At 57.2% G+C, this 20619-nt stretch carries 18 protein-coding genes; 10 read left to right on the top strand and 8 right to left on the bottom strand.

The annotated features are described in order from the left end of the window. The first annotated feature begins 102 nt into the window (after positions 1–102). Complete coding sequence (locus GBC55_RS24120) at positions 103–729, top strand: response regulator transcription factor (protein WP_162440408.1); 627 nt, start codon at positions 103–105, stop codon at positions 727–729. Continuing rightward, positions 730–3966, top strand: a complete 3237-nt coding sequence (locus GBC55_RS24115) for a transporter substrate-binding domain-containing protein (RefSeq protein ID WP_162440407.1) — start codon at positions 730–732, stop codon at positions 3964–3966. Between the two features lie 3 nt (positions 3967–3969). Here GBC55_RS24115 and dkgB read toward each other — a convergent pair whose 3' ends face one another. Together dkgB and GBC55_RS24105 are read right to left on the bottom strand one after the other, a co-directional pair. Next, positions 3970–4773: a 2,5-didehydrogluconate reductase DkgB gene (dkgB, locus tag GBC55_RS24110; RefSeq protein ID WP_162440406.1), complete on the bottom strand. Its 804-nt coding sequence runs from the start codon at positions 4771–4773 to the stop codon at positions 3970–3972. A 218-nt stretch (positions 4774–4991) separates the two neighbouring features. Further along, positions 4992–5900, bottom strand: coding sequence for a LysR family transcriptional regulator (locus GBC55_RS24105; RefSeq protein ID WP_162440405.1), 909 nt, complete (start codon positions 5898–5900; stop codon positions 4992–4994). 104 nt (positions 5901–6004) lie between these two features. Between GBC55_RS24105 and GBC55_RS24100 the strand changes: the two genes are divergently transcribed. The 4 genes from GBC55_RS24100 to GBC55_RS24085 all read left to right on the top strand — a co-directional run bounded on the left by GBC55_RS24100 (position 6005) and on the right by GBC55_RS24085 (position 9962). Further along, on the top strand, positions 6005–6871 hold the full coding sequence (locus GBC55_RS24100; RefSeq protein WP_162440404.1) for a pirin family protein: 867 nt from the start codon (positions 6005–6007) through the stop codon (positions 6869–6871). A gap of 127 nt (positions 6872–6998) precedes the next feature. Further along, positions 6999–7625, top strand: coding sequence for an isochorismate family cysteine hydrolase YcaC (gene ycaC, locus GBC55_RS24095; protein WP_162440403.1), 627 nt, complete (start codon positions 6999–7001; stop codon positions 7623–7625). A gap of 183 nt (positions 7626–7808) precedes the next feature. Then, entirely contained in the window at positions 7809–9257 is a 1449-nt protein-coding gene (locus GBC55_RS24090) for a mechanosensitive ion channel domain-containing protein (RefSeq protein WP_162440402.1), read from the top strand. A gap of 264 nt (positions 9258–9521) precedes the next feature. Next, the gene (locus GBC55_RS24085) at positions 9522–9962 is read left to right on the top strand and encodes a carboxymuconolactone decarboxylase family protein (RefSeq protein WP_162440401.1); all 441 of its coding nucleotides are present in this window, start codon (positions 9522–9524) and stop codon (positions 9960–9962) included. Here GBC55_RS24085 and GBC55_RS24080 read toward each other — a convergent pair whose 3' ends face one another. Both GBC55_RS24080 and GBC55_RS24075 read right to left on the bottom strand, forming a co-directional pair. Continuing rightward, complete coding sequence (locus GBC55_RS24080; RefSeq protein ID WP_162440400.1) at positions 9963–11555, bottom strand: DHA2 family efflux MFS transporter permease subunit; 1593 nt, start codon at positions 11553–11555, stop codon at positions 9963–9965. After that, positions 11552–12670 carry an HlyD family secretion protein gene (locus GBC55_RS24075; RefSeq protein WP_162440399.1) on the bottom strand — a complete coding sequence of 373 codons (1119 nt, stop codon included), beginning with the start codon at positions 12668–12670 and terminating at the stop codon, positions 11552–11554. Before GBC55_RS24075 ends, GBC55_RS24080 begins: the two co-directional genes overlap by 4 nt. Positions 12671–13741: 1071 nt before the next feature. On the opposite strand from GBC55_RS24075, the gene queC reads away from it, so the two are divergent. Beyond that, on the top strand, positions 13742–14431 hold the full coding sequence (queC, locus tag GBC55_RS24070; RefSeq protein WP_162440398.1) for a 7-cyano-7-deazaguanine synthase QueC: 690 nt from the start codon (positions 13742–13744) through the stop codon (positions 14429–14431). Between the two features lie 49 nt (positions 14432–14480). On the opposite strand, the gene GBC55_RS24065 is transcribed toward queC, so the two are convergent. Then, positions 14481–15362, bottom strand: coding sequence for a queuosine precursor transporter (locus tag GBC55_RS24065; RefSeq protein ID WP_162440397.1), 882 nt, complete (start codon positions 15360–15362; stop codon positions 14481–14483). Next, the gene (locus GBC55_RS24060; RefSeq protein ID WP_162440396.1) at positions 15349–15948 is read right to left on the bottom strand and encodes a helix-turn-helix transcriptional regulator; all 600 of its coding nucleotides are present in this window, start codon (positions 15946–15948) and stop codon (positions 15349–15351) included. Before GBC55_RS24060 ends, GBC55_RS24065 begins: the two co-directional genes overlap by 14 nt. Positions 15949–16386: 438 nt before the next feature. On the opposite strand from GBC55_RS24060, the gene GBC55_RS24055 reads away from it, so the two are divergent. Both GBC55_RS24055 and GBC55_RS24050 read left to right on the top strand, forming a co-directional pair. Beyond that, positions 16387–16764: a DUF6124 family protein gene (locus GBC55_RS24055; RefSeq protein ID WP_178114341.1), complete on the top strand. Its 378-nt coding sequence runs from the start codon at positions 16387–16389 to the stop codon at positions 16762–16764. Positions 16765–16801: 37 nt separating this feature from the next. Further along, on the top strand, positions 16802–17050 hold the full coding sequence (locus tag GBC55_RS24050) for a hypothetical protein (RefSeq protein WP_162440395.1): 249 nt from the start codon (positions 16802–16804) through the stop codon (positions 17048–17050). Positions 17051–17319: 269 nt separating this feature from the next. On the opposite strand, the gene GBC55_RS24045 is transcribed toward GBC55_RS24050, so the two are convergent. Both GBC55_RS24045 and GBC55_RS24040 read right to left on the bottom strand, forming a co-directional pair. Next, positions 17320–18501 (bottom strand): acetyl-CoA C-acyltransferase family protein, encoded by a 1182-nt coding sequence (locus GBC55_RS24045; RefSeq protein WP_162440394.1) that lies wholly within the window; start codon positions 18499–18501, stop codon positions 17320–17322. Continuing rightward, positions 18498–19280: an enoyl-CoA hydratase gene (locus GBC55_RS24040; RefSeq protein ID WP_162440393.1), complete on the bottom strand. Its 783-nt coding sequence runs from the start codon at positions 19278–19280 to the stop codon at positions 18498–18500. The genes GBC55_RS24045 and GBC55_RS24040 overlap by 4 nt, the downstream gene beginning before the upstream one ends. 218 nt (positions 19281–19498) lie before the next feature. Between GBC55_RS24040 and GBC55_RS24035 the strand changes: the two genes are divergently transcribed. Then, positions 19499–20602, top strand: a complete 1104-nt coding sequence (locus tag GBC55_RS24035; RefSeq protein WP_162440392.1) for a polyamine ABC transporter substrate-binding protein — start codon at positions 19499–19501, stop codon at positions 20600–20602. Positions 20603–20619: the final 17 nt, after the last annotated feature.

The following is a 20619-nucleotide window of genomic DNA, read 5'->3' as shown; positions in this document are numbered from 1 at the left end:
GTTGCCTTGCACATGCCAGAATTTTCGCGCAGCTGTTGCGTTGATCCGGGACCTGCTTCGTGGACATTCATTGCATATCGTCATTTATTACAGGGAGACGCCATGAAGTCAGTGCTGATTGTGGACGATCATCCGGTGGTTCGCGCCGCAGTCAAACTTGTGCTTCGCCAGGAGGGCTTTCAAAGCATCCACGAGGCAAGCAGCGGTAACGAAGTCATGCCGATGATCCGTGAACACCAACCGGAGCTGGTGGTTCTAGATCTTTCAATGCCTTCGCTCGATGGTCTGGAAGTACTGCGGCGCATCCATGACGGTGCGGAGCGATGCCGGGTGCTGGTCTTTACGTCCCAGGAACCGACGTTTTTTCAGGACCGCTGTATTCACGCCGGTGCTTCGGCGTACGTTGCCAAGTCAAACGACTTGCAGCATTTGCACAAAGCCGTGCACGCGGTGATGGCCGGCTACAGCTATTTCGCCCAGTTGCCGTCCAATACGGTGGCGTTGAGCGCGTTGCAACGCAGTGAAAAGGAGCGCATCGATCAGCTCTCGGATCGTGAGATGACGATTTTCCTGCACCTGGCCCAAGGGACCACCAACAAGGCGATTGCCGAGGCAATGCACCTGAGCCACAAGACCGTCAGCACCTACAAAACGCGTTTGATTGAAAAACTCAATGTGGATTCGCTGGTCCACCTGAGGGATTTCGCCCAGCGCAATCATCTGATCTGAATGAAGACCTTCCTGAGCCGCTGCCTGACCGCGTTACTGCTGCTGAGCCAGTGCCTCTGGATCACGGTCGCCCAGGCGCAGCCACAAGCACTGACCTTGCTGTGCCGATCAAGCGTCGCTGGCTATAGTGCGATGCTGTTGGCAAGAGATGCTCAATGGCTGGGAAAAAAAGGCCGTCTGGTGCTCGCCGTTTCGGCGCCGGATTACCCGCCTTTCGATATCACCACCACCGGTACGGCATTCGAGGGCCTGACGGCAGACTATGCCGGGTTGCTCAAGCAACTGTTAAACGTGGAGATTGAGGTTCAACGTTACCCTTCCCGCGAAGAAGCGCTGGCCGCCATCAAGCAAGGCACGGCGGACTTGCTGGGAACATCCAATCGTTTTGAAGCCCAGGACCCGCAGTTACTGATGTCCAGTGCCTATGCCGTCGATCAACCGGTACTGGTGACGCAGGCCGGTTCGTCGCAGCCGCTGGACCCTGAGCTGGCCGGCAAACGGCTGGCGATGCTCTATCACTATTTGCCACGGCAGGAAGTAGAGGCTTTCTATCCACAAGCGCGGGTCGAGTTATTCCCTTCAACGTTGGGAGGCGTGGGGGCCGTGGCGTTTCGTCAGGCAGATGTGTATCTGGGCGATGCCATCAGTACCCATTATCTGATCAGCAAAAACTACATCAACAATGTACAACTGGCGGATTTTTCGCGGATGGAGTCCGGTCGTTTTGCGTTTGCGATGAGCAGCGATAACGGGCAATTACAGCGCATCGTCAATCGGGCGCTGGCGGTGATTCCGATTGATGAGCGCTTGAATATCCTGCGTCGCTGGGGCGCTGGCGGACCGAGCATTGCGGGAAATCTACCGCTCAATTTCAGCGTGGCGGAACAGCGCTGGCTCGATGAACATCCGCGCTTGAACGTAGCGATCAACGAAAACATCATGCCGATTTCCTTCATCGACGGCGAAGGAACGTTCCGGGGTATCAGTGCGGATGTACTCGCAAAAATCAGTGTGCGCACCGGGCTCAAGTTCGACGTCAAGCCCTTGAAGTCGGTGGTCGAAATGATCGACCAGATCAAGTCCGGCCAGGTCGACCTGATTGCGGGCATGAGCCCCAGCACTGAGCGCGAAGCCGATCTGCTGTTCACCCGGCCTTTCCTGACCAGCCCCAACGTGCTGGTCGTTCGAGCAGCCCCTCAGAGCCCCTCGACCCTGGACGAAATGGCCGGAAAAACCCTGGCCGTGACCCAAGGCAACAGTACGGCGCAATACCTTCGCCAGCATCACCCGCAGATCAAGCTGATCGCCGCGCCGTTGACGGCACAAGCCATGGAAATGGTCGACCGGGGCGAGGCGCAGGGAGCCATCAATTCGTTGATCGGCGCTCGCTACATGATTCCCCGCCAGTTCCAGGGACGTCTGAAAGTCACCAGCACCGTGGGCACAGACCCGGCCCGTAGCACCCTGGCGACAGGTCTGGGTTCACCGGAGCTGCATTCGATACTCGACAAGGCACTGCTGAGTATTTCACCCGAAGAAATCGATGAAATGACCCAATACTGGCGCAACGACCTGATGGTCGAACCCAGCTATTGGCTGCGGCATCGACAAGACATTCTCCGGGCCTTTGCCGCCGCCGGGGCGCTGTTGTTACTTGCCCTGGCGTGGATCGTCTGGCAGCGTCGCCAGATTCGTCAGCGCCAGGTGCTGCTGCAGCAATTGCAGGAAGCCAAGGACGCCGCCGACGATGCCAATCGCGCGAAAACAACCTTTCTGGCGACCATGAGCCATGAAATCCGCACGCCGATGAACGCTATGATCGGCATGCTCGAACTGGCGCTCAAGCAGGCTGAGCAGGGCATTCCAGACCACTCGGCGATCGAGGTGGCTTCCAGTTCGGCACAGCAACTTCTGGCGCTGATCGGCGACATCCTGGACATCGCGCGCATCGAGTCCGGGCATCTGTCGCTGGCACCCGAGCGGGCGAACCTGCGCAAGTTGGTGGAGTCGGTCTGCCGGATTTTCGAAGGGTTGGCACGCCAGAAAAATCTCTATTGGCGCGTGGAGCTGGATGCACAAAGCGATTGCGATGTGATGATCGATCCCACGCGTTTCAAGCAGGTGCTGTCCAATCTGCTGAGCAACGCCGTGAAGTTCACAGAGGTCGGGGAAGTCAGCCTGACGTTGCGGGTTGAGCCGAAACGGGCCAGTCATCTGGCGGTGAGTGTGCTGATAAACGACAACGGTATTGGCATCAGCGAGTTCGATCAGAAGCGTCTGTTCAGTCCGTTCGTTCAGGCCGGCAATAACCCGCAGTCGGGGCGTCAGGGTTCCGGGTTGGGGCTGGTGATCAGCCGTACCTTGTGCGAGATGATGGGCGGGCGATTGCAGCTCGACAGCGCCTTGGGGCAGGGCACGAAGATCGACGTTCAGCTTGATCTGATGGTATTGCCACCGTTGTCGTCAAGTGAGGTCCACGTGACTGACGTTGCCCCGTTAAACGTGCGCTCGCTGACGATTCTGGTGGTCGACGATTACCCGGCCAATCGCTTGCTGCTTTCGCGGCAATTAAGCTTTCTGGGGCATCACGTGCGGGTGGCCGAGGATGGCGCACAAGGATTACTGCAATGGCGTGAACACGAATTCGATGTGCTGATTACTGACTGCAACATGCCGGTGCTCAGTGGTTACGAACTGGCAGGGGCGATACGTGATGAAGAGCGTGCCAATGGTTTGCAGCCCACCCTGATCCTGGGGTTTACCGCCAATGCGCAGCCCGAGGAAAAGGCGCGTTGTCTGGAAGCCGGTATGGATGACTGCCTGTTCAAGCCCATTCGGTTGGCAGACTTGAACCAATGGCTGGCATTGAAGTTCAGTGCAGCGGTTGCCGACAGCGACGCGCCCGCCAATACCGAAATCGACTTGAGTGGACTGGAACAGTTTGTGGGGGCGGACCGCGAGTTGATTGATCAGTTGCTGCGCGATGTGGCCGTGACCAATCGCAGCGATCGGGCAGAACTGCTCCAGGCCCATGCCCGTGGCGATCATCACGCCTTGAAAGTGCTGTCGCACCGGATCAAGGGCGGGGCGTTGATGGTCCGTGCGGGCAGTCTGGTGGAGTGTTGCGAACGTCTTGAACGAGCCTGCGGCGAGGGCGACAAGGCACTGATCGACGCATCCGTCGATCAGTTGCAACAGGCCATGGCGCGACTGGAGCTTAGCCTTGAGCAGGATTGACGCTTAGTCCCACTGCGGCGCAATGCCCTTGGGACTGGTCAGCCGGTGACCACGATCCAGACCCGCAATCAAGGCCATGTCGGCGTCGCTCAGGGTCAGGTTGCAGGCCAGCAGGTTGCTTTCCAGGTTGGCGCGCTGGGTCGACGAGGGAATGACCGCGTAACCCAGCTGCATCGCCCAGGCCAGGGTGACTTGTGCCGGCGTGGCCTGCAGGCGTTCGGCGATCTGCTGGATCACCGGGTCCTTGAGCACTTCCCCGTAGGCCAGGGTCATGTACGAAGTAATCCCGATCCCCTGACTTTTCGCGAACCCGGCAACGGCGCGGTTTTGCAGGTATGGGTGGAGTTCGATCTGGTTGGTGGCGATGTGTTCGGCACCGATTGCGGCAATGGCCTGTTTCATCAGGTCGACGGTGAAGTTGGAAACACCGATCTGTCGGGTGAGGCCAAGGTGTTTGGCTTCCAGCAAAGCGCTCATGAATTCTTCCACAGGCACCTGATCTTCAGGCGATGGCCAATGGATCAGAGTCAGGTCCAGATAGTCGGTCTGCAGTTTGCTCAGGCTCTCTTTGAGGCTGTCGATCAGACGGTCTTTGGCAAAGTTTGCGACCCAGATCTTGCTGGTAATGAACAGCTCTTCACGGGCAATGCCGCTGGCCGCGATGGCCTCGCCGACTTCGGCTTCATTTTCGTAGATTTGCGCAGTATCGATTGCCCGATAACCCAGTTCCAGACCAGTGCGCACCGAGTTGATGACCACCTGACCTTGCAGGCGAAACGTACCAAGACCGAATGCGGGAATAGACATCAAATGACTCCAGGGTTGCAGTGGGTATGGGCATCAGTATCCGCGTGTGCATCCCAGGGAAAAACCGCTGGTGGGACAAAGCAGTGTTGACTGCAAGTCATGAATCCCAAAAAAAAGCTGTGAAAAGAGCAGCGTAGGTACGGTGTAGGAGCTGTCGAGTGAAACGAGGCTGCGATCTTTTGATCTTCAACAACTACCCACCCAGTCCGAAACAACATCTACGCAATGTCGGCGTGACTGAATTCCTCGCCCAAAAAGTCGATCAACGCTCGCACCGAGGGCAACAGTCCGCGACGTGAGGGGAAGATCGCATGGACGATCCCGCATTTCGGCGCCCATCCCGGCACCAACTCCACCAATCGGCCGGCGGCGATGTCCTCACGCACCACCACGGTTGGCAGATGCGCGATGCCGATCCCCTCAAGCACCGCGTGGCGCAGGGCTAACAGATCATCGGTCACCATGCGCGGCGAGTGGCGGATCACCGCGCTGGCGCCGTCTGCACCCAAAAGCTCCCACTGATATTCCCGTTGCGCCGCGCCCCAATGCAGGCTGGGCAGACCGCTGAGGTCGGCCGGGGAGGCCGGCGTCGACAGGTGTTCGACAAACGCCGGGCTGCCCACCAGGCATTGGGTGCTGTTGGCCAGCACCTTCATGACCATGTCGGTGTTTTCCAGCGGCGGAAAACGCACACGCAGGGCGATGTCGAACCCCTCATGAATCAGGTCGACCCGGCGGTTGGTGCTCTCGATGAACAACTCCACCAGCGGGTACTTGAGCATGTACCGGCTCAGCATCGGTCCGACCCAGGAATTGAGCAGCGCAGTCGGGCAGCTGATGCGCACCAGGCCCTGGGGTTCGGAGCGATTGCGTTCGATCAGTTCCGCGGCGCTTTCCGCTTCGACCCGCATGGCCAGGCAACGCTGGTAATAGGCCTGGCCGATCTCGGTCAGCGAACACTGGCGGCTGGTGCGATGGAGCAGGCGTACGCCCAGGCGTTCCTCCAGCTCGGCAATGCGTCGGCTGAGCTTGGATTTGGGCATGTCCAGTGCGCGTCCGGCCGCGGCGAAACCACCGTGTTCGACCACCTGGGTGAAGTAATAGAGGGTGTTGAGGTCTTCCACCATCGTTCTCCAAATAGAACGCTATGAGTGATTTTTGCAGTCTAGCGCATCAAAGGGTTCGGTTTTAAGCTTTGTCCATCGCTTCAAACCCCATTTTCGGAGGCACCATGAAAAACATCATTGGTATCTACACCAGTCCACGCAGCCATTGGGTCGGCGATGGTTTCCCGGTTCGTACGTTGTTTTCCTACGACAACCTGGGCAAACACATCAGCCCGTTTCTGCTGCTCGATCACGCCGGTCCCGCTGAATTCACTCCGACCACGGCACGTCGCGGCGTTGGTGAGCATCCGCACCGCGGGTTCGAAACAGTGACTATCGTTTACAAGGGCGAAGTGGAGCACCGCGACTCCACCGGCAGCGGCGGCAAGATTGGTCCGGGTGACGTGCAATGGATGACCGCCGCCTCGGGAATCCTGCACGAAGAGTTTCACTCTGAAGCCTTCGCCAAAAGCGGCGGCACCCTGGAAATGGTGCAGCTGTGGGTCAACCTCCCGGCCAAGGACAAAATGGCCGACGCCGGTTACCAGACGATTCTCGACAGCGACATCCCGAGCATCCCGCTCAAGGACAACGCCGGCAGCCTGCGCTTGATCGCCGGCGAGTTCGACGGTCACACCGGTCCGTCCCGTACGTTCACCCCGATTGACGTCTGGGACCTGCGACTCAACGGCGGCAAGCTGTTGACGCTGGATCTGCACGAAGGCCGTAACACTGCGCTCGTAGTCTTGCGTGGCACGGTGCAGGTCAACGGCCTGGAACTGGTCCGCGAAGGGCAACTGGCGTTGTTCGAACGCAATGGCCATCAGCTCACCCTGGAAGCCAACAACGACGCCGTGGTGTTGCTGCTCAGCGGCGAGCCGATCGACGAACCGATCGTCGGCCACGGCCCGTTCGTGATGAACAGCGAGCAAGAGATCCAGCAGGCGTTCACCGACTTCCAGTCGGGTCGTTTTGGCCGGATGAGCGGTTGAATGGATTGCAGTAACGCAGTTGTGTGACGGGCCTGGATAACTACGCTTGTCAGGCCCCGGTTGAACGAGAAAACGAAAACCTTACCGCCGGCCTGGTCGGCATCGATAAAATAGCGAGGATTACCCCATGACTACTTCTTACAAACGTCTCGACAAGGATAACGCCGCCGTTCTGTTGGTAGATCACCAGGCGGGCCTGCTGTCGCTGGTGCGCGACATCGAACCGGATCGTTTCAAGAACAACGTGCTGGCGCTGGCCGACCTGGCCAAGTACTTCAAGCTGCCGACCATCCTGACCACCAGCTTCGAAACCGGCCCGAACGGCCCGCTGGTGCCTGAGCTCAAGGCCCTGTTTCCCGATGCGCCGTACATTGCCCGTCCTGGCCAGATCAACGCCTGGGACAACGAAGATTTCGTCAAGGCCATCAAGGCCACCGGCAAGAAACAGCTGATCATCGCGGGCGTCGTAACAGAAGTCTGCGTGGCCTTCCCGGCACTGTCGGCCCTGGCTGAAGGTTTCGATGTGTTCGTGGTGACCGATGCCTCCGGCACGTTCAACGAATTGACCCGTCAATCCGCCTGGGACCGCATGTCGTCTTCTGGCGCACAGTTGATGACCTGGTTCGGCCTGGCCTGTGAACTGCATCGCGACTGGCGCAACGATGTGGAAGGCCTGGGTACTCTGTTCTCCAACCACATCCCGGACTACCGCAACCTGTTCACCAGCTACAACGCGCTGACTGAAGGCAAGTAATTCAGGCTGATGCAGTGACCCTGTGGGAGCGAGCCTGCTCGCGATGGCTGGATAACATTCAACGGCTATGTTGACTGTTACACCGCTATCGCGAGCAGGCTCGCTCCCACAGGGTTTTGTGTTGTTCTGACATTCCCAATTGCTCCTACACTGTGCCCATCCGTACATTGCTGGAGCCGCTAGATGCCGTCATTGCTCGCCGATCATCCGTTGCTCTGCGCGCTGGTCCTGATCCTCATCGATCTGGGGCTTTGGCGCTTGATCAGTGCCAACGGCAGTAACTGGAAGCTGGTGGTGCGACTGGTGATTTTTTCGCTGTTCAGCTTTCTGCTGTTCAACGAGGGATTGAACCCGCTGGAACCGGCGCCGTGGGCCGACGATGTGCCGCTGCACCTGGCCGCGACCGGTTTGCAAATCGGCTGGTGGCTGTTCGGCGCGCGGACCCTGACGGTGCTGATTGGCGCGGTGATGATGCAGCGGGTCGGGCATACCGGACGGTTGCTGCAAGACCTGTTGGGCGCAGTCATCTTCCTCATCGCCATTATTGCCGCCCTGGCTTACGTGCTCGACCTGCCGGTCAAGGGCGTGCTGGCGACCTCCGGCGCGCTGGCGATCATCGTCGGCCTGGCGTTGCAAAGCACCTTGAGCGACGTGTTCTCCGGGATCGTCCTGAATACGACCAAACCCTATCAACTGGATGACTGGATCTCCATCGACGGCACCGAAGGTCGGGTCACCGACATCGACTGGCGCGCCACGCGCCTGCAAACGGCCCAGGGCAGCATGGCGGTGATTCCCAACTCGCTGGCGGCTAAAGCCAAGATCATCAACTTCAGCCGACCGAGCGACATTTTCGGCGTCTCCATCAGCCTGCAACTGAGCCCCCACGCGCGGCCGCAAACAGTGATCGATGCACTGGAGAGGGCGATGCAGGGTTGCCGCTATCTGTTGATCAAACCGGCGCCCTGTGTGGCCTTGAAAGGCTCCAGCGCCACCGGTGTGGAGTACGAAATCAGCGGGTTCGTAGCGTCGATGGATCAGAAACGCATGGTGCGTAATCAGTTGTTTGACCTGGCGTACCGGCACTTGCAGGCGTGCGGTGTGAGTCTGTTGTCGAACGTCGAATCCAATGCGCCCGCCGGCCTGTCACGGCCACTGGCGCTGCTGGACAGCTCGACCATCTTCTCCACCCTGCGCCAGGAAGAGAAAGAGACGTTCAGCCAGCACATGACCCTGCAAAGCTTCCGCGCCGGCGAAATGATTCTGCCGGCGGGGGAGGTCAGCGATCATTTGTTCATCATTGAGTCCGGTGTGGTGTCGGTGGAATTGAGTCGCGGCGGGGTCAAGTTCGAGTCCGGGCGCATGGGGCCGGGCGAGGTGATCGGCGAGGGCGGGATCCTGTCGGATACGGCGTTGCCGGCGGACTTCAGCGCCAAGACTTCCTGCAGTTTGTACCGGATCGAAAAGGACTACCTGAAACCGTGCCTGGACGCACGGCATGACATCGGCGAAGCGATGAAGACATTGCTGGATTTCCGTTTGAACAAAGCACAAACCCTGACCCAGGAAGCGCCGAAGGTGGTGCCAAAGAAAGGGTTTTTGCAATGGTTGCGGGGGCGTGGCCAGGGGTAGGGAGATTGCGTTGGCTTTGCCGGCCCAATCGCGAGCAGGCTCACTCCTACCTTTCTAACCGCATTCCCATAAGAGTACTCGGTCCACTGTAGGCGTGAGCCTGCTCGCGATTGGGCCGGCAAAGTCACCTCAGCCCTTGGATTGAGAATGCTGAGTGGCTATCCCCCACCCAGTGGCCTACCCAACTTCTGAAATATTGGCTATTTGTCAGCGCCACCGACGGGATTATTTTAGCTCCACACCCACTTGTACCCGGAGCCTGACATGAAACCTCGCATCGACTTCTACACCGCTTCCCCTGACGCGCTCAAAGCCATGATCGCGCTGGAAACCGCCGTCTCCAAACTGCCGCTGGAAAAAAACCTGATCGAACTGGTCAAGCTGCGCACTTCACAAATCAACGGCTGCGCCTTCTGTCTTGATATGCACAGCGCCGATGCCCGCAAGGGCGGTGAGGCGGAGCGTCGTCTGTACACCTTGTCGGCCTGGCGCGAAACGCCGTTCTTCACCGCCCGTGAGCGTGCGGCCCTGGCCTGGACCGAGTCCCTGACCCTGCTGAGCCAGACCCACGCACCGGACGAAGACTATGAACAACTGGCGGCCGAATTCAGCCCCAAGGAAATGGTCGACCTGACCGTGGCGATCACCACCATCAACAGCTGGAATCGCCTGGCGGTCGGCTTCCGCAAAATGCCTCAAGACTGATCAGTGAGCATCCGCTGACGGCGCGGCCGGTGGTTGCACCTTGCGCATCAAGGGCACCATCGCCGTGGCAATGATGAAGCAGACCATGATCATCAGAAACGCATCGCCGTAGGTTTGCGTCTGCGCCTCGCGGTAGGTCAGCAGCCACAACTGGTGCAGGCTGGCCGTCACACGGGTGTCGCCGCTCTGGCCCAGGGTGGCGAAGTTGTTGCCGACCTGGGACAGCCACTGATTCAACGCTTCGTTGGTGCTGTTGAGATTTTCCGCCAACCGGGTGAAGTGCAGGTTGGTGCGATCGTTGAGGATGGTCGCGCAAGCGGCAATACCAATGGCGCCGCCCAGGTTTCGCATCAGATTGAACAAGCCGGAAGCATGTTTGAGCCGCGCCGGTGCCAGTCCACCGAGGGTCAGCGTGACGGCGGGCGGTACGGCCAGTTGCTGGGCGATCCCGCGCAGAGCTTGCGGCAGCATCAATTCCTTGCCTCCCCAGTCATGGGTGATCGGGCTGAAATCCCACATCGACAACGCGAACAGCCCAAGGCCGGTCATCATGATCCAGCGCAAGTCGACGCGGTTGGCCAGAAAGGCGTACAGCGGAATCGCCATGATCTGGAACACCCCGGTGGAGAAAACCGCCAGACCAATGTCCAGCGCACCGTAACCACGCACTCGGCCGAGGAACAGCGGTGTCAGGTAGATGGTGGCGAACAGACCGATGCCGGTGACGAACGAAAAGAAGCAACCGAGGGCAAAGTTACGGTCCTTGAGGGCGCGCAGATCGACGATAGGATTGGCCACGTGCAAGGTGCGGCCGATGAACGCCAGGCCGGCCAGGCCGCTGATCCAGGCCGTGGTGAGGATGGTGCTGTCGCTGAACCAGTTCCAGCGCGGGCCTTCTTCGAGGGTGTATTCCAGGCAGCCGAGAAACAGCGCCAGGAACACCATGCTCAGGTAGTCGGCGCCCTTGAGCAGTGACAGTTCCGGCTGGTCGATCTTCACCAGCATCGGCACGGCCACGGCGACGAAAATGCCCGGCACCAGATTGATATAGAACAGCCAGTGCCAGGATGAAATGTCAGTGATAAATCCACCGATCACCGGCCCCAAAGTCGGCGCAAGGGAAGCCACCGCACCGATCGTCGCCGCCGCGATCACCCGTTGTTTGCCGGTGAAGAAAAAGAACGCGGTGGTGAACACCAAAGGGATCATCGAGCCGCCGAGAAACCCTTGCAGGGCACGGAACGCGATCATGCTCTGGATATTCCACGCGGCGCCGCACAGCAGACTGGCCAGGGTAAAACCCACCGCCGATGCGCAGAACAACCAGCGGGTCGAGAACACTCGGGATAGCCAGCCGGACAGCGGTATCACGATGATCTCGGCGATCAAATAGCTGGTCTGCACCCAGGCCGTTTCGTCGGTGCCGGCCGAGAGCCCGCCGCCAATGTCACGCAACGAAGCGGAGACGATCTGGATATCCAGCAGCGCAATGAACATGCCGATGCACATGCTGGCGAAGGCGAAGACCTTGGTCGCCGTGGCCATGTCGGCGGCATTGAACGGCTGCGCCGGGGCGGCGAGGGCGCGGCTCATGGTGCGCTGGCCACGGCTGGGGTTTTGGTCTCCTCGCGAGTGTCCACTTCTGCCGTGACCGACAGGCCGGGACGCAGGTGACCCAGTACGCCATCCGCGGGATCCAGCAGGATGCGCACAGGCACCCGTTGCACGATCTTGGTGAAGTTACCGGTGGCGTTTTCTGGTGGCAGCACGCTGAACTGCGAACCACTGGCCGGTGCCAGGCTGTCCAGATGCCCATGGAATTCGCGCCCCGAGAGCACGTCCGCATGGATGATCACGCGCTGACCCGACGTCATGTGCGCGAGCTGGTCTTCTTTGAAATTGGCATCTACCCACAGCCCGCTCGACGGCACCACCGACAACAGTTGCGAACCGGCCTGAGCGTAAGCGCCAACCCGCGCCCGACGATTGCCGACGACGCCGTCCACCGGCGCTTTCAAATCGGTGTAGCCCACGTTCAATTGCGCGAGATCACGCTCGGCACGGGCCTGCATCAAGGCGGCGCGGGCTTGCTGTTTCTGGGTTTCGATCACGTTCAACTGACGTTGTGCGGCCAACAATTCCGCTTGGGCCCGGGCACTGAGGGCTTGCGCGGTTTTGAACGTGGCGTCCACGCGTTGGGCGCTTTCTACCGAGACCGCGTTGCTGCCGACCAGCCGTTTGTAGCGCACGTTGTCATCCCTTGAGCGGGAGGCTTCGGCGTTGGCGGCATCGATACCGGCGCGGGCCTGGCCGATGACCGCGTGTTGCAGTTGTTCGGTGGCATCGAGGTTGGCGAGCAGCGCTTCTTCGGCGGCGACCGCGCCTTCGGCTTTGGCCAGGTTGGCGCGGTAATCGCGGGAGTCGAGGCGGATCAGCACGTCGCCGGCCTTGACCTTCTGGTTGTCGGTGACCAGCACGTCGTCGATATAGCCCGCGACTTTCGGCCCGATCACCGTTACGTCACCGCCGATGTAGGCGTCGTCGGTGGTTTCGATAAAGCGGCCGGCTTTCCACCAGTGGGTTGCATAGAGGCCGGCGAATATCAGCGCGGCGATGAGGGCGATCAGCAGGAGCAGGCGTTTGAGCAGGGGAGGCCTGGATTTCACCGGGACGGCGAGCTCGGGTTCAAGGCTGGGCATGCTGGTCATGGTGGGTTTACCTGTGGAGGGCGGTATTTATTACGGATGTAATATGACGTATGTAATATTTAGTGGCAATTGGTTTTTGGTGCCGGTCGTCAGGTGGGGGTGGGAGGCGTGCATTGCGCTGTAAATGAAGAGCGAAGCGTGTTCGCGATGGCGGTCTCATAACCGATGAATTGCTCGGAATTACCAGGATCAAATTGTGGGAGCTGGCTTGCCAGCGATGTCGCCCTGACAGCCAAATAAGTATTCCCTGATGTACCCGGATCAAACTGTAGGAGTGAGCCTGCTCGCGATAGCGGCGTGACAGCCGACGCATCTTTCCCTGTTGCCCCCGGATCAAACTGTGGGAGCTGGCCTGCCGGCGATGGCGGTCTGACAGCCTATGAGTATTTCCCTGATGCACCCGGTTCAAACTGTGGGAGTGAGCCTGCTCGCGATGGCGGTCTGATCGGCGACGGATTTTTTGCTGGTGTACATATCCATTCCTGCGGTTACGGCTTCTATTGGTTTCGCCCTTACGGCGAGTCACTTTGAAAAGCGCAAAGTAACCAAACGCTCTTGCCCCTTTCGTCCGGTGCCTCGCTTGAGCTCGGCATACCCTCACTCCGGTCCCGCTCCGTGGGCCCGCCGCCATCGGCCATCCATGGCCGGGGGCGGCTAACCCGGCATCCATGCCGGGTTGCCCACTGCGCAGAACCTGCGCTCGGCCTGCCGAGGGGGCAAGAAAATCAAAAGCAGATCAAAAGCCAAAGCGAGGCGGCCTGCCAGCCGACCTGACTTTCGAAGCGCACGCGGTCACCTGTGGGAGCCGAGCTTGCTCGCGATGACGGCCTCACAGCCGACCGACATCTTCCTGATGCACCCTGATCAAGCACTGGAAGCAAGCCTTATCGGCGGGGAGTGTCTTGCTGGTGTACATATCCATTCATGCGGTCAAAACTTCTGTTGGTTCAGGCTTACAACCGGAAATAGGCGACAGTCATTTAGGAAACTTCCCACAGCCACAATGTGAGCTTCCCGGTAGGGTCAACGGCCCCCAGCAGCCTGCCGGGACACCCCAAGGAAGAAGGAACCATGACCAGAAAGGCCGTTATTGTTTTCAGCGGTGGGCAAGATTCGACCACCTGCTTGATCCATGCATTGCCGCAGTACGATGAAATTCACTGTATTACGTTTGATTATGGCCAGCGCCACCGTGCGGAAATCGATGTGGCGCAACAGTTGTCAAAACAGTTTGGCGTGAAGGTGCACAAGGTGTTGGACACAACCTTGCTAAACGAACTGGCCATCAGCAGTTTGACGAGTAACAACATTCCCATTGTTAGAAGTACGGATAACGGAGTGCCTGACACGTTTGTCCCAGGGCGGAATATTCTGTTTTTAACCCTGGCTTCCATTTATGCCTATCAAGTGGGTGCTGACACCGTCATTACAGGTATTAGCGAGGCTGAGAGCTCTGGTTATCCGGATTGTGGTGACGAGTTCGTCAAGGTTTTGAACAGTGCCCTTCACTTGGGGATGGACTATAAGCTACGAATTGAAACGCCGCTTATGCGGTTGAATAAAGCAGAGACATGGGCTTTGGCCGATTATTACGGGCAGATAGATTTGATTAGCTATCACACATTGACTTGCTATAACGGCATAAAAGGAAGTGGGTGTGCCGATTGTGATGCCTGTGCGCTGCGTGCGAAAGGGTTGAGTGAGTTTTTGAAGGATCGGGTCGGCGTTGAGAGCAGCCTTAAGTTAAAATTAGGGCTATAGAGGAAGTGACTAATGGGGAGTTAAGTAATGCCAGGTAACTCCCCATTTTTTATGCGGTTTTGCCTCCGGCAATGTATCGTTTAAATAACGATCTTGCTCCATATGCTGGAAAAACGTTAATCACAGCGAAGCACATCTTGATAGCTATTTGAGCGTATACCATATTTAGAATGTCACTATTCTGCATTGATCCGTAAAAGGCAATATAACAAAAAAGGATACTGTCTACTATTACTGCGAAAAACGTGCTGAAAAATACACGTAAAAATAAAAATCTAGAGTTTGTTAGCTCTTTTATTTTGCAAAGTAGATATGAATTTATATATTCTGAAAAAAGAAATGATATTGATGATGCTATTAGCACTGATGATACGTGTGTAACGACTTCAGTATATGGCAAATCAAGTTTCCATCCGGGTAGCCCAGGGAGGTATACCACTCCGTTCAAGAGTAAAACGATTAGAGCGTTACTCGAAAATGCAAAGAGCAGGGCTTTTCTCGCTAACCTCAGCCCATAGGTTTCGTTTAGCAGGTCAACGACTAAGAATGTTAGTGGGTATAGAAATACGGCGGGAGGAATAACCAGGTCAAACCATTTCAGATAAACAAGTTTAGTCGCTGCGATATTGGTGAAGATGTATAGTGAAAGCAGGAGCACGTTCAATGCGACATAAATCATCCACGATCTTTCATGACGATCATTCATTTCGTAGGTGGTGGTAGAGGCAGTACCCCCTGAATAGTATTTTCGGTATATCTCCTTAATTTCCGCCTTATTTAAATTGTCAAAAATTTCGCTTTTCAAAACCTCAGCAGTCTTTATTTTTACTATTTTCCCAGTAGAGATAACCATAATCACAACCAGATTATTTTTTTTCTCAAATCCTAGTAATTTATATTTGCTGTTCTCAGATTTATTATTGTTTTCCATAGAATCTTTCCTCAATTACAACTCCGATAGTAGTGATGCTGTCCTTGTCAGGATCGTTGGTGGTGATGGCCAGTTTTTTTGTGATTGTGTCGTACACCAGTTTGTCTCCGTCGCCATTCGATAATCCTTTCTTCACTATTAAAAGATCACCAGCCTCATTCACTCCACAAATATCATTCTCAAGAAGCACTCCTATCAAATTACAAGCCGTGCCGAAGTAATACGTCAGCGGATGAGAAATCGCCAACTCACCTATCCGCTTATCAAGACTTTGAATCAGAAACCTTTCTCGAATCACAGGCACCGCTGCCGGATTCATATTTCCGTCAGGTGTGGCGCTACTTTCTATTATTTCTTTTTCTTCAAAATCAACTGTTTCTATCTCTTTATAAGAAACACCAAAAAAATCGGATATTTTTCGAATGGTCGATTGTTGTACATTTACGACCCGTCCTTCCAAAATGTTGTAGATGGTTGTTCTGGTCAGTCCACTTGCATTGCACAAGGACAATCGAGTCTCTCCGCGACTCTTAATCAGGTACTTGATATTGCTTTTTAGTTTTTCTGTTTTTTCTTTCTTGTGCATTCGATATTTACCACGGCCTTGTTGTTGCGACAAACCACACGTACGCGGGTGGTTCTCTTTGGTTGCGGCATCCTACACACTTGGTACCTGAACGAAAAAGATAATTTTCTTAAGAGATCGTATGACCATGGAATGGCCTTTTATGTCTCGAATGAGTACCGCATGCGAGTGTAAGACGCTGCCTACTTTGTTTAAGGAAACGTCTTACAGTAAATTGGAAGTGCGTGAGAATTTACCGGGGGAGATGTATTCGTAGTAAGGAATGAATGGTCTAATGATTGCTCGGGCGAGAATCATTTAATTACACAGATGTTCATTTAATTGATTAATAAAAATGAATTTTCTGGTAATAAATCTACCGGTCCGCCACGTACAGCCATCAATCCATTCAATTGAAAGCAACTAACTGGCGATTCTCAATTTGCAAGGAGCTCCGAAATGAAAAAACCCACCCCCACCACAACCCCAGCGTCAGACATTCAATCCGCCCCCGTTTCACCCACACGCCCCAAACCCTCAGAACGTCGCATCAACATTCCCCTACGCCATCAAGTCACTCCCGAAACCTCCAACTGTTTCTTCGCGGTGGTGCCCGATGTCGACATCGAAGCCATGCTGTGTCACGCCTCTGAAACCTTGTCCTCTCTCAGCGTGATGTCCGCCGACCTGGCCCGCGAACTGGAAGGCCCGCGCCGACAGGTGATTCTGGCCATCCAACAACTGGCTGCGCTGAGCGAACTGCTGGTCAATCGGGCGCTGGACAATCTGGAAGTGCCTCGGGAATCGGCAGACGTGTCGTCCAATCGTCAACGTTGAGGCGGTGTGTTCTTTTAACCATTGGAGGTTCTACGTCATGGATCGATACATGCCTGTCACCGGTATCGACTGCAGCGTTCCATCTTTACTGATCGACACCGAGGCACCGATTGAGGTGTTGCATGAAACGGCGGCTTATCGCATTCGTACGGCAACGCAGCTTCTTGAGAGTTTTGCGTTTGGCGAGGGTGTTCACAGTGAACTGGCGCGGGTGTTGGTGACTTCGCTTCGCGACGGCTGTGATTTGATGGATGTCGTCGGGCGACGATTGCAGGGGCGGGTTTGATCTTGGAAAGAAAAGTGGCTTTCGGGGAAATTTGAGGCAGTCAGGCCATCAAACAATCTGTAGCAGCTGACGAAACTTGTGGTGAGGGGATTTATCCCCGTTCGGCTGCGTAGCAGTCGTAAAGATTTTGGGGTCGCTGCGTAACCCAGCGGGGATAAATCCCCTCACCACAAGTTCCGCCAGCTGTGACAGGTAATCGGCGGCACATATAACGGTGCCAGGCACGGAATCAATCGAGTGGTTACCTTGATCCCGTGCCCGGCCAACCATCAAACCCGCTCAAAAATCGCCGCAATCCCCTGACCGCCACCAATGCACATCGTCACCAACGCATACCGCCCGTTGGTACGGTGCAGTTCATGAATCGCCTTGGTTGCAATGATCGCGCCGGTCGCGCCCACCGGGTGACCCAGGGCAATGCCCGAGCCGTTCGGGTTGACCTTGGCCGGGTCCAGGTCCAGCTCCTGGCTCACTGCGCACGCTTGGGCCGCAAAGGCGATGTTGGCTTCAACGACATCCATATCCTGCACGGTCAGTCCGGCGCGTTTGAGGGCCAGGCGTGTGGCGGGGATGGGGCCCAGGCCCATCAGTTCTGGCTCTACACCGGCGTGGGCATAGCTGACCAGTCGGGCCAGGGGGCGCAAATTGCCGCGCTTGACCGCATCGCCCGTGGCCATGACCAGTGCGGCGGCACCGTCGTTCAGACCGGAAGCATTACCCGCCGTCACCGAACCGTCCTTCTTGAACGCCGGTTTCATTTGCGCCAGCTGTTCCATGGAAGTGACGCGAGGGTGTTCATCGACGTTGAACAACGTCGTTTCCTTGCGCGTCTGGATTTCCACGGCGGCGATTTGCTCACTGAAGTACCCGTTGGCGATGGCAAACGCCGCGCGCTTCTGATCTTCAAAGGCGAGGGCGTCCTGCATTTCGCGGGTGATGCCGTTGCGTGCGGCCACGTTCTCGGCGGTGATGCCCATGTGAATGCCGTGGAACGGGTCATGCAGGATGCCCAGCATGTAGTCGATTGCCTGGACGTTGCCCATGCGTGAGCCCCAGCGGGCGGATGGCAGCAGGTACGGTCCGCGGCTCATGGACTCGGCGCCGGCGCCAATGGCGATGTCGGCGTCGCCGAGCAATAGGGTCTGGGCCGCACTGATGATGGCTTGCAGGCCGGAACCGCACAGGCGGTTGACGTTGTAGGCCGGTGTCTCTTTCGGGATGCCGGCGTTCATCGCGGCAACCCGGGAAATGTAGGCGTCACGGGTTTCGGTGGGGATCACGCTGCCCATCACCAGGTGGCCGACTTGCGCCGGGTCCACGCCAGAGCGTTCCAGCGCCGCCTTGACCGCGGTGGTTGCCAGATCGGCCGGCGGGACGTCCTTGAGGGCGCCACCAAAGGTGCCGATGGCGGTACGAGCGGCGCTGACTACAAAAACTTCTGGGGTGTTCATGACGGTGTTCCTTTAGACGGGTTCTTTTCGGTACTGCGATTGAGGAGGGCGTTCAGCGCCGTTTGCGCTTCCTGAGTGTTCAGGCGCTCGATGAACATCAGGTTTTCCTGGCGAATCGTGGCTTGCAGTTCGGCCATCGACGCTTGCTTGAGCAATTGCCGGGTCTGGCGCAAGGCACCTTGTGGCAAGGCGAGCAGACGCTGGGCCATTTGCTGTGCGGCAGCGAGGCACTGCGGGCCATCGTCGAACAGTTCGTTGGCCAGGCCCCACGCGACGGCACTGGCACCGTCGAGGGTTTCTCCCAGCAGGAGCAAGCGCGCAGCGCGGGCATGGCCGAGTTGACGTGGTAGCAGCAAGCTCGCACCGAACTCAGGGCACAGGCCCAGGTTGACGAACGGCACACGCAGCCGGGCATTGCGGCTGACCAGCACCTGATCGCAATGCAGCAGCAGGGTGGTGCCGATACCGATCGCCGCCCCGCACACCGCCGCGATCAATGGCGTTTGCAGGTGCGTGACAACTTTCATCAGGCGGAAAGCCGGGCTGTCGAGATGAGTTGGGGGATGCTGCAGGAAATCCGCCAGGTCATTCCCGGCGGTAAAACACGTCGCACCACCGGTAAGAATGATGGCGCCGACACTCTCGTCTTCATCCGCGGCCAACAAGCAGTCGGCCAGTTGCGTGTACATCGCATTGTTCAGCGCGTTCAGCTTGTCGAGGCGGTCAAAAGTGAGCGTCAGTACGCCGGCACTGTGTTCCTGTTTGATCAGATCGTTCATGAGCGGCTCTGGTTGATCGGTGCATCGGTCACTCTAAGCGTGGGGCTGTGCCGGATCTATGACAAAACCGTTCAACGAATCTGCTTCTTTTTGCCATGTTGCATCGCCGCGATCCGGTCCACACACCCATTCGGGGTATGGTGCGGTGCGCTGAATCGCTCGATAGTGGACTCATCCGGTCATTCAGAACGGAACCTGCCTGGTAAGGTGAATTTGCTATGCGTAAGGCATTCAAGTTGATTTTCAGTGTGTTCCTCGTTCCTTTGTCACTCAGCGTCCACGGCGCCGACGTCAATGAAGCCAATACCCTGCGGCTGTACAACTGGGCGGATTACATTGGCGAGAAAACCATTTCGAATTTCGAAAAAGCCACCGGCATCCGAGTGATCTACGACACCTTCGATGCCTACGAAACGGTCCAGGCAAAGTTGCTCACCGGTCATTCCGGGTATGACCTGGTGGTGCTGAATGCGTCCCTCGCGCCCCCCTTGATCACGGCCAAGGTCTTCCAGCCGCTGGATAAAAACCTGCTGCCGAGCTGGGCCAACCTCGATCCGAAAGTCTTGCAGGACTTGCAGGGTTTCGATGCCGGCACGCAGTACTCCGCGCCTTATACCTGGGGCAGTAACGGCATCACTTATAACGTCGACAAGATCAAAGAACGCATGCCGGATGCGCCGATCGGTTCGCTGGCGATGATCTTCGATCCGAAGATCGTCTCGCGTTTCGCCGATTGCGGCGTGACTCTGGTCGATGCGCCCACCGAGGTCATTCCGTTGGCCCTGAAGTACCTGGGACGAGACCCGCGAAGCGCCGCGCCGGCAGACCTGAAAGCCGCGCAGGAACTGCTGTTGTCAGTACGCCCCTACATCCGCAAGTTCGACTCGGTGAATTACTTGACCAGCCTACCCAATGGCGATGTGTGCATGGCCATGACCTGGTCCGGCGACTACGCCACAGCCATGGCCCGCGCCGAAGAAGCCAAGCTCAACATCAAGCTGTCCTATTTCATTCCCAAGGAAGGTTCGCTGATCTGGTTTGACAACATGTACATCCCGGCGGATGCCCCGCATGTCGCCAACGCCCACAAGTTCCTCGACTACTTGATGCAGCCGCAAGTGATCGCCGACGTCACCGATTACATCCATTACGCCAACAGCAACGCGGCCGCCACGCCCCTGGTGAATGCCGAAGTGCGCAACAACCTGGCGATTTATCCCGATGACGCCACCCGTGAGCGCCTGTTTCCACAGAAGACCCAGGACGCCAAAGCCATGCGCGCCATGACGCGGGTCTGGAGCACGGTAAAAAGCGGGATCTGATCGTTCAATTATTCAGT

Source organism: Pseudomonas sp. TNT3 (assembly GCF_010095445.2).
GTDB lineage: Bacteria > Pseudomonadota > Gammaproteobacteria > Pseudomonadales > Pseudomonadaceae > Aquipseudomonas.
The sequence above is the reverse complement of the archived record's forward strand: the minus strand, read 5'-3'. Positions and strand labels throughout refer to the sequence as shown.